A 9,818-nucleotide genomic window follows, 5' to 3' on the forward strand; every position below is an offset into this window, starting at 1 on the left:
TTATCTCTCAACACTTCCATTATCGAACATCATAAATCCGGCGGTATGTATTGTTGGTCCTAAAGCATATGAAGTAAAGTTTCTTAAATTAGCTTCAAAGTTAGCATTAATAATACAATCTTCAGTAGTATTAAAACCTATAAAAGCCGATATATTTGAATCTTTTATTATATTTCCGATAACATCGTATAGCTCGCCGAAAATAGAAATCGTATTATTTGAGAATATTTCAAAACTATCATTAAATATAAAGCTTATTTTGTGGCCATCTTTTATTATAGAGTTAATAGTATGTTTAGCTTCTTCCGGACATTTTCTCATTAAAATTCTTGCCCAGTTATAAATTCTATAATTTGCGTTGTCTTCACATTCTTCAAAATCTATAAGGGTATTAGTAATATTATCTTTCATAAATGCATGATAGGGTACAGAAGTAAATAGCTTGTTGCCAATATTAAACAAATAAGCTAAAGGGAAGTTAGGTTGATAACTTCCGAGTGACCTGAGCGGAGTAGCGATACATTCAAATTGTGGCATGATTAACCTTTATTTATGTTCAAAATAGTAATCATTAATAAAAATTAATAAATTAATATTTTTTATATATTAAGCTTTAATTGTATGTACGGAATATTTAGATATGTAAGTATCGCAAGTTAATATGGTTAAACCTTCTACTATTGCTTGGGCTATCAATAGTCTATCAAATGGATCTTTATGATATAAAGGTAAATTTGCAATATAAGTGCTATGTGCTATAGAAATCGGTAATTTTTGAAATTCATTAGCCTCAATTACTTAAAAAAATCCATAAAATCATCGGGTAGATCATCAAAATCCTCTTTTACAACAACTTTACCTTCCCAATAACCGGCTTTACGTTTTTTAATAATTTTTCGTATTAGTATAGATAAATAACTATAAGTTTTAATAACTAGTATTTTAATTCTCTTAAATTTTTTTCAATTATATGTTACTCACTTTTTAAAACACAAGTTAATAATTTAACTCCTATCTGTTAAAAACGCTTGACTACGTTATATTCCTATAATATCCTATAAATTACCATAAAATCCCAAATTAACCCAAATTATACCAATGAATGTATTTTTATCTAAGTATGTAAATAGCATTGATAAAAAGAGTAGGGTGTCAGTGCCGGCGAATTACCGTGCGGTATTAGGGAAAGAATTATTTAACGGTGTAATTGCTTATCCGTCAATTAGGAATAATTGTATAGAGGCGTGCGGTATTTCGCATATTGAGAAATTAAGACAGATGATTGAAACTCTTGATCCTTATTCCGAGGAGCGTGATGCCTTTGAGACTATGATATTCGGGGAAGCCGTGCAGCTTTCGTTTGATGGAGAGGGAAGAGTTATATTACCGCAATCTTTAATGAAGCATGCAGGCATCGAAGAGCAGGCATGTTTTGTAGGCAAGGGAGTGATTTTTGAGATTTGGCAGCCTCAGAATTTTGAGAAATATTTAAATTCCGCTCAAAAAATCGCTCATGAAAAGCGGTTAACTCTAAGGAATGCGAATTGATGCCGCAATCTCATATACCGGTAATGCTAAATGAAATGCTGGCAAATTTAGCTCCAAAAGATGGTGAGTTTTATTTAGATTGTACGTTCGGAGCAGGAGGATATAGCAAAGCAATATTAGAAAGCTGTGACTGTTGTATCACAGCTTTGGATCGTGATCCGAATGTGATTAAAAGAGCCGAAGAAATTAAGCAAAATTACGGTGAGAGATTTGATTTTATAGAAACGAATTTTGCGGATAGTTTTGCCAAGCTTAAGGAAAAAAAATTTGATGGGGTAGTGCTGGATTTAGGCGTTTCATCAATGCAGTTAGATATAGCAGATAGAGGATTTTCGTTTTTACATGATGGATCGCTTGATATGCGTATGAGTGGGCAGGGTCTTAGTGCCGAGGAGTTTGTAAATACGGCAGAAGAAAAAGAGCTTGCCGATGTAATTTATAAATACGGTGATGAGAGCTTTTCACGAAGAATTGCTAAGAGAATTGTAGAATATAGAAAAACGGCGAGAATTGATAGTACCGGTAAGCTAGCTGAGATTGTTAGAAGTAGTATAGGATTTAGAAAAGGCAAAATTGATCCTGCTACTAAAACCTTTCAAGCTATTAGGATTTATATAAACGATGAACTTAGAGAGTTAGAAAGATTTTTAGAAAATGTGCAGAATATATTAAAGAAAGACGGACGTTTAGTTGTGGTGTCTTTTCACTCTTTAGAAGACAGGATAGTTAAGAATTTCTTTAAAGAAAATTCAGAAAAGCCGGTAGCAAGGTCAAAATATGCTAAAGACTATATAGCAATTGATCCAGATAAATGGCTTAAGATTATTACTAATAAAGCTCTAGCACCGTCAGATAAAGAAGTAAGGATAAATATTAGAGCAAGGTCGGCAAAACTTCGAGCCGCAAAAAAGATACTATAGCCTATGTCATTGTTGCATGGCTTGATTTATGTCATTCCTAGCTCAGCATTGTTGCGTGGATACCCAAATCGTCATTGCGAGGAAAAACTGTAAGTTTTGACGAAGCAAGGAAGAAAAAATTCTGATTTACAGAATTTTTTTATTATTTTTCTGGATTGCCACGTCGCTTCGCTCCTCGCAATGACGATTTGGGTATCCATGCAACAATGCCTTCCCGCGAAGGCGGGAATCCAGTTCTTTGTCATACCACGACTTGATCGCGGTATCTAATTTATTATTTTTAGATCCCGTGGTCAAGCCATGGGATGACAGAAGTGAAATTGATCCAGGCGGGAATGATATCGAATGCTTTTAAAAAATTGTCTAAGTATTATAGGAAATACAAGAGTAATTTAGTTATGACTATAAGAAAGTTTCACTATTTAACATTATTGATAACAATTATAGCAATATGTAGTTTGTTTAGTATAAAAGAGCGAGTCTCAACTCTTGATTATCAATTAAGTAGCGTTGTAAAACAGATAAATAGTGAGAATAATAATATTCATATTTTAAAAGCAGAGCAAGCTTATCTACTTTTTCCGGCTAGATTGGAAAAACTTGCGGCAGCTTATTTAAAATTAGAAACAGTTAAATCTTATCAAATGATAAAAGATCCGTTAGGGCCAAATATCGATCAAAATATTAAATTTAATCATAATATTAGTATTTCAAAGAGTAGTAAATGGCGTTACAAAAGAATTACGAATAATAAGTATATACAAACTGTTTCGAGTAGAGTGAAGGATACTCGATGAACTTCAAAAATTGGCTACGTCGTCCTATAAGTACTCCGGTGCTCACGTATTATTATTATTATACGCTCCGCTCCTCGTCTTATGGACTCCTTGCTCTTTTTGAAGTTGATCTTCGTATCTTAGTAGGATTGTTGCATGGCTTTTATAAACGTCATTATAAATAATATATGAAACAAATTTTGGAAAAATGGAAACCAGCAATTAAAAGTTTGATAATTTGGAATGTTTGTAGTAAAAATACAAAAATCCGATTGTTAATGGTTATTTGTGGTTTTTCTTTTCTTTTTTGCACTTTATCTTACAGATTGATAATCGTTGCTACGAATGTTTACGATAAAAATATTAATTCCTTTAAAAAAAATCATCAATTTAGAAAAGAAATAGTTGACCGAAACGGTAATTTATTAGCAGTTAACCTACCTTCTGCCTCATTATTCGCTAATCCACAAATAGTTCTCGATCCTGAAACTTCCGTAAAAAAACTAGCAGAAATTCTACCTGATATTAATAAAGCTAAATTACTTGCGGAACTTAAGTCAAATAAAAGCTTTATATGGGTAAAAAGGGATTTATTACCTAGTCAGCAGGAAAAAATAACTAGCCTTGGTTTACTTGGTTTTGAATTTGAAGAAGAGCAGAAACGAATTTATACATTTTCTAATTTATTGTCGCATGTTATCGGTTATGTAGGTAGAGATTCGGTAGGGCTTAGTGGTTTAGAACTCGCTTACGATAAATATTTAACTAATTCCGATTATGAATTAAACGAACCAAAGAATCGGAAAGAACCACTTCAATTATCTATTGATATCAGATTACAAAGTATTTTAAGTGAAGAGATTGATAAAACTTTAAAGCAATTTAAGGCCATAGGAGCAGTAGGCATTATTGCTGATCCAAATAATGGTGAGATTTTAGCATTAGTAAATAAGCCTGATTTCGATCCTCATCATCCGAGTTTAGCCAAACCGGAAGAGCTGTTTAATATAGCAAGTCTCGGCATTTATGAAATGGGTTCGGTGTTTAAGGCATTAACTATGGCAGTCGGTTTTGATACCGGTGCAATAAATATGAATGATGCTTATGATATAAGCTATATGAAAGTAGGAGGATTCCAGCTTAAGGATTATACACCAAGGCAAGGGTGGCATAGTGTACCTGAGATTTTTCTATATTCTTCAAATATCGGCACAAGTCAAATTATGCTTGAAATTGGTAAAAGCAATTTTAAAAAATACCTAAAGAAATTAGGGCTATTAGATCAGTTACAAATAGAATTACCTGAACGAGGTACTCCGTTATTTCCTTCCGAGAAAAGATGGAATGAGTTAACTAGTGTTACTATGTCGTATGGCTACGGCATTTCGATTAGCCCTTTGCATTTTGTTAGAGCAATGTTACCGGTCGTTAATGGCGGTACTTTACATGACCTTACTTTATTAAAAAGAAAGGATGAAAAAGTAATAGGTACAAAAGTTTTTAGTGAAAATACTTCTACCCAAATGAAGAAATTATTTAGATCGGTAGTAAAAGAAGGTAACGGTAAAAGAGCAGAGGTCAAAGGCTATCTTATCGGCGGTAAGACTGGTACGGCAGAAAAGCTTTCACAAGGTGCAGGGGGAAAAAAGAAATATCTAAAAAATAGTAGAGCTTCATCGTTTTTAGGAGTGCTACCTGCATCTAACCCGCAATACGTTATTTTTATTAGATTTGATGAGCCGAAACCGACTAAAGAAAGCTTTGGCTTTGCAACGGCAAGCTGGACGGCTGCCCCTACTGCCGGTAGAGTTTTTGAGCGTATGATATCTTTATATGGTTTAGAGCCGATAGAACAAAGTGAAGAAGAAAGTTAAAAATTAAAAATATTACTTAATAACTATAGATTTTGTAATTGCGAGGAGGCATTGTTGCATGGATACTGATGTCATTCCCGCTTTCGCGGGAATGACATAAAACGGTCTGTACAACAAAGCCTAATTTCCCTCGCAATGACGAGTATATAAGCTAGGAGGTTTTTATGTCAAAAAATAAAAATATAACAGATAAACCTAATATACCTATCACACGGCTTAAGTCTTTTGATCCTACGATAACAAGAAATAATACTATATCAAAACAGCAATTTTTCTCCACTACAATTTCTGATGAACAACAAGAATTAGAGCTTAGCGGTGATGATAAAAGATGTAATCCTAGTTGTTGTGAGTTATTATAGAGTCCATATTCATTTTTTAAAACTGTACAAAATGGAAAATTAATTTATATTTTGTATACAGGTGTCATCTAGTTCGCTTGACCGGCGTTGTTGTATGGATAGACAAAACCACTCGATGTCATTCCCACGTAGGCGGGAATCCATTACTTTAAAGATTTTTAAAAGCTCGATTTATCTCGCTTTATGCTGGATTACCGTTTTCACGGGAATGACATCGAACATTCTTCTCGATTCGTGCAACAACGTCTATCAAGTTAGCTGGATGACAGTTGCAAAACACATAACAAAAAATTATTCATGTTAAAGATAAAACAGGAAATATATAAAAATAGTTTACAAATAATATTAAAATTGCTGTTTGCTTTGCTATGTTTTTTTATAATATTATTTCCGTTAGTGAGTTATAAAATAAATATTCAAAGCAGAATTTTTCCAGCGATGGAAATTATATTTATTTATTATTTTATGTCTTTATATTCCTTAAATATTTTTAGCATATTTTTTCTCGGTTTATTTATAGATCAAGTAAGCGGTATGCCTATCGGTACAAATTCGTTAGTTTTTTTGTCGGCATATATAATATATAAAATCTCTTCAAAATTTTTTATAGCTAAAAACTATTTGATAAATTTTGTTGTTTTCTGTGTTTATTGCTTATTTATATTGAATTTTAAATATTTACTAATAACAATCAAGAAACTAGAAGCAGACGGATATTTAATAATTTTCTTTCAATTTTTAACAACTATATTTTCTTATAATATAGTTCGTCTTATAATTGACTCTCCTATGAATTACTTTAAAAAGTATGCTAAATAAAAAAATACTACATGGTGAGTTAATTTCACGAAGGGCCTTTGTAATCGGATTAGGTAAACTCGGATTTTTATCACTGCTTGGAATAAGAATGTTTTATTTACAGCTTATTAAAAGTGAAGAATATAAGATTTTATCGGATAAGAATCGTATTAATTTCGTTGTACTTCCGCCGACTAGAGGAAGAATTTACGATTTAGACGGCAATATTTTAGCTACTAATAAACCATGTTATCAGCTAATAATAGATAGGAGCGTTAATAATAATTATCGGGATGAATTAGAAATAATTAGTAATATTCTAAATTTATCTCCGGAAAAATATAATTATATTAAGCAAAAAATTAAAAAATCTAGTCGCCACACTCCTTTAATAATACTTGATCAGCTTGATTGGCAGCAAGTATCAATGATTGAGGAACAAAAGCATAAACTAGCTTCAATATTTATCGATATAGGATATTTAAGGTTTTATCCTTTTTCAAGCACTACTTCTCATTTAATCGGTTATCTAGGTCAAATAAATGAACACGAGAAGCAAGAGTTAAATATACATAGCTTAAGCGATTTTAATATTGGTAAATCCGGTATCGAAAAATATTACGATAATAAATTACGAGGAGAATTCGGTTATAAAAAAGTTGAAGTAAATGCTTATGGTAAGCAGGTAAGAGAAATAGCAGGAATCCCTACTAAATCAGGTGAAGACATGTATTTAAATATCGATGCTTCTCTTCAGCAAAATATCCAGCAATATTTAAATCCTAAAGGTTCTTCGGCAATAGTTATGGATACTAGAACCGGAAACATACTAATTTGTGCTTCCACACCGGGTTTTGAATCAAATAATTTCAGTAAATTATTGGAAAATTATTGGCAAAGTTTAATGAGCAATCCTTATAAGCCTTTAATTAATAAGGTAATACAAAGCTCGTATCCACCAGGTTCGGTTTTTAAAATAATTACCGTACTTGCAGCTCTTGAAGCAGGTATTAATCCTAATAAAATCGTTTTTTGTGACGGTAGTTCTGCTCTTGGTGCTAATAGCTTTAGATGTTGGAATCATAGCGGACACGGGACGGTAGATATGATGTCTGCTTTAAAGTATTCTTGCAATATTTATATGTATGAGTTAGCCAGAATAGTAGGTCCGGATAAAATTCTTGAAGTCGCAAGAGAATTTGGTCTCGGCTCAAAGACCGGTATTGATTTAGCTCCTGAAAGTAGTGGATTTGTACCGTCAAAAGAGTGGAAAAAGAAAAAATTAAAGCTTCCTTGGTCAATAGGTGATAGTTTTAATTTAGCAATCGGGCAAGGATTTTTAGGAGTAACGCCGATGCAGCTTGCAAGATTTATTACGGCTATTGCAAGTAACGGTAAACTATATACGCCTAGAATATTAAAAAATGATCCGGAATTTTATAATGTCAATATTAAGCCTGAAAATATCAAAATTATACAAGAAAGTTTGTATAATACCGTTAATGTTGCGGGAGGTACGGCGTATTATAATAGAATTTTAGGTGAAAATAGGCAGCTTGCCGGTAAAACCGGTACTTCCCAAGTACAAGGCAAACTAAATGCTAAAGACGATTTAAGCCGTGACTCTATTGCCTGGGAGAGGCGTAATCATGCCTTGTTCTTAGGCTTCGCTCCTTATCACGATCCTCGTTACTCCGTTACCGTTTTTGTTGACCATGGAGGAGGCGGTAGTAAAGCCGCCGCCCCCATAGCTCGTAAAATCATGTCAGACGTGTTGGATAAGTATACTCGCTGAATTTGAAAATTGTATGTACGCTGCGGTTAAAAGCTTCAAAACTGATTCCTCTTTTCCAAATTGAGTTTCGTATACCTACTCTTCATTTATTAGATGTACATTTATAAGTTTGTAGTTTGTGTCATAGTGTGTTATCATGTGTTATTAATTTAAATATAGGTATAGGTCAAAAGATGGCAAGACTTAATTTAAGTATTCCTGATGAACTAAATAATAGTTTAGCATGGTCAGCAAAAAACTTAGACAGATCAAAAGGATATATAGTACGTAAAGCAATTGAGTATTATCTACAGGAAATGCAAGAAGATATGGAAGATACTAAAATTGCTTTACAAAGAATTAATGCCCCTGATTTTAAAACTTATACTAGTGATGAAGTTAGGGAATGGTTAAAAAAGAAAAATGTTTAGGTTCTGTGAAGAAAAATTAAATTATTTATATTTTTAGATATTTTTTAGCGAAAATTAATAAGATTTTTGTAGGAATAGTTACTCATATTTTAAAAAATCTGATAATTTGCAGCAAAAAATAGCAAAAATAGATTAATTTAATTTTCCTTCACAGAGCCTAAAGTCATATGGGAAAATAAGGCACGTACAGAATTAGCTGAATTGCCTTACCCTTTAAAAATACTTGATAAAGTAGAATTATACCTTGCTCAAAATCCTATAATACTCGGTAAACCTTTAAAAGGAGAGTACAAACATTTATATAGATACAGGTTTGGAAATTATATTTATAGTGTATCTATTGAAAAATCAATAATAACTGTTATAAAAATCGGTCATAGGGCTAATATATATTAATAGCTACTAACTTTAGATAATTCAAACTACTCCTTACTATAACCCCCAATATTCAATTCCTGTTTTTGTTGACCATGGAGGCGACGGAAGCACGGATGCTGCACCTGTCGCTCGTAAAATCATGTCGGACGTGCTGGATAAATATTTATAATTCATTGAAAATTTAAGTTGATTTTTACCATAATTTATTTAAAAATACTTAAAATTAAATTAGGTTAAAATATGCTAGAAGAATTAACGCAAGAAGAAGAAATAGATTTATTTTTGAAATCTTATAAAGGAAGAGGTAATTTATTTGAAAAAGGATTAATGGATTTATTTTTAAAATCGTATAAAGAAAAATATAATTTAGCTGAAGAAGAATTAAAAAAGTCATTTTTAGAACTATATAAAGAAAAGCACAGTTTATCTGAAGCAGGATTAAAAGAGTCATTTTTAAAATTATATCCGGAAAAATACTATTTATCTGAAAAAGAATTACTAGAATTTAGAGATTACTGTGATAAAAAAGTAGAAAGAATAGTGGTATCGGCTGCTGAGTATGATTTGTTGCCTGTAATAAAGTATTTTATTGAAAATGGAGGGAATCCATATTTTTTTGTAATAAAAAATTATGATGAAGTCTCTAATATACTTAACGTTGCTGCAACAAAAGGATCTTTAGATATTATAAATTACTTACTTGATAATAATATTTTTACCGTAGATCAAAGAGCTACTGAAAACAGTCAAACCCCTTTTTATTCAGCCGTTGAATGGAATAATATTGAGACTGCAAAGTTTTTATTAGAAAGAGGTGCAGAGGTTAATGCTAAATTTAATCATATAGGTAGCAGGGAAACAACAGCTTTGACTTATATTTTTGCACTTAATAATCGTGTGGAAATGGCTAAATTGTGTCTTAAGCATTGATGTATACCTGATAAAGGGGAGTGTTGA

The 9,818-nt window shown here is 32.0% G+C and carries 15 protein-coding genes; 12 read left to right on the forward strand and 3 right to left on the reverse strand.

From position 1 onward, the window contains the following. Entirely contained in the window at nt 1-537 is a 537-nt protein-coding gene (locus SB78_RS04915; RefSeq protein WP_041079009.1) for a hypothetical protein, read from the reverse strand. A gap of 69 nt (nt 538-606) precedes the next feature. Next, on the reverse strand, nt 607-795 hold the full coding sequence (locus SB78_RS11980) for a type II toxin-antitoxin system VapC family toxin (protein ID WP_146625036.1): 189 nt from the start codon (nt 793-795) through the stop codon (nt 607-609). 303 nt (nt 796-1,098) lie between these two features. Here SB78_RS11980 and mraZ point away from each other — a divergent pair, with 303 nt between their 5' ends. Further along, nucleotides 1,099-1,548: a division/cell wall cluster transcriptional repressor MraZ gene (gene mraZ, locus SB78_RS04920; RefSeq protein WP_041079010.1), complete on the forward strand. Its 450-nt coding sequence runs from the start codon at nt 1,099-1,101 to the stop codon at nt 1,546-1,548. Continuing rightward, entirely contained in the window at nt 1,548-2,468 is a 921-nt protein-coding gene (rsmH, locus tag SB78_RS04925) for a 16S rRNA (cytosine(1402)-N(4))-methyltransferase RsmH (RefSeq protein ID WP_041079012.1), read from the forward strand. Before mraZ ends, rsmH begins: the two co-directional genes overlap by 1 nt. A gap of 71 nt (nt 2,469-2,539) precedes the next feature. On the opposite strand, the gene SB78_RS11535 is transcribed toward rsmH, so the two are convergent. Further along, complete coding sequence (locus tag SB78_RS11535; RefSeq protein WP_277813966.1) at nt 2,540-2,668, reverse strand: hypothetical protein; 129 nt, start codon at nt 2,666-2,668, stop codon at nt 2,540-2,542. A 38-nt stretch (nt 2,669-2,706) separates the two neighbouring features. Here SB78_RS11535 and SB78_RS08215 point away from each other — a divergent pair, with 38 nt between their 5' ends. From SB78_RS08215 to SB78_RS07285, 10 genes are all read left to right on the forward strand, one after another. After that, nucleotides 2,707-2,823, forward strand: coding sequence for a palindromic element RPE4 domain-containing protein (locus tag SB78_RS08215; protein ID WP_081420963.1), 117 nt, complete (start codon nt 2,707-2,709; stop codon nt 2,821-2,823). Between the two features lie 43 nt (nt 2,824-2,866). Further along, complete coding sequence (gene ftsL / locus SB78_RS04930; protein WP_041079023.1) at nt 2,867-3,265, forward strand: cell division protein FtsL; 399 nt, start codon at nt 2,867-2,869, stop codon at nt 3,263-3,265. 167 nt (nt 3,266-3,432) lie between these two features. Beyond that, entirely contained in the window at nt 3,433-5,118 is a 1,686-nt protein-coding gene (locus SB78_RS04935) for a peptidoglycan D,D-transpeptidase FtsI family protein (RefSeq protein WP_041079013.1), read from the forward strand. 164 nt (nt 5,119-5,282) lie between these two features. Continuing rightward, nucleotides 5,283-5,480: a hypothetical protein gene (locus SB78_RS04940; RefSeq protein ID WP_041079015.1), complete on the forward strand. Its 198-nt coding sequence runs from the start codon at nt 5,283-5,285 to the stop codon at nt 5,478-5,480. Nucleotides 5,481-5,595: 115 nt separating this feature from the next. Further along, a complete protein-coding gene (locus SB78_RS09365) occupies nt 5,596-5,784 on the forward strand; it encodes a hypothetical protein (RefSeq protein WP_146625035.1) in 189 nt (62 codons plus the stop codon). Then, nucleotides 5,778-6,299, forward strand: coding sequence for a hypothetical protein (locus tag SB78_RS04945; RefSeq protein WP_041079017.1), 522 nt, complete (start codon nt 5,778-5,780; stop codon nt 6,297-6,299). Before SB78_RS09365 ends, SB78_RS04945 begins: the two co-directional genes overlap by 7 nt. Then, nucleotides 6,289-8,073 (forward strand): penicillin-binding protein 2, encoded by a 1,785-nt coding sequence (mrdA, locus tag SB78_RS04950; RefSeq protein WP_041079019.1) that lies wholly within the window; start codon nt 6,289-6,291, stop codon nt 8,071-8,073. The genes SB78_RS04945 and mrdA overlap by 11 nt, the downstream gene beginning before the upstream one ends. Nucleotides 8,074-8,246: 173 nt before the next feature. Continuing rightward, nucleotides 8,247-8,483, forward strand: a complete 237-nt coding sequence (locus SB78_RS04955) for a hypothetical protein (protein WP_041079021.1) — start codon at nt 8,247-8,249, stop codon at nt 8,481-8,483. Between the two features lie 165 nt (nt 8,484-8,648). Beyond that, the gene (locus SB78_RS04960) at nt 8,649-8,879 is read left to right on the forward strand and encodes a type II toxin-antitoxin system RelE family toxin (RefSeq protein ID WP_066027626.1); all 231 of its coding nucleotides are present in this window, start codon (nt 8,649-8,651) and stop codon (nt 8,877-8,879) included. A gap of 222 nt (nt 8,880-9,101) precedes the next feature. Further along, on the forward strand, nt 9,102-9,791 hold the full coding sequence (locus SB78_RS07285) for an ankyrin repeat domain-containing protein (protein ID WP_066027628.1): 690 nt from the start codon (nt 9,102-9,104) through the stop codon (nt 9,789-9,791). Nucleotides 9,792-9,818 lie beyond the last annotated feature (27 nt).

This window comes from Rickettsia asembonensis, assembly GCF_000828125.2.
In the GTDB taxonomy this organism is placed as follows: Bacteria; Pseudomonadota; Alphaproteobacteria; order Rickettsiales; family Rickettsiaceae; genus Rickettsia; species Rickettsia asembonensis.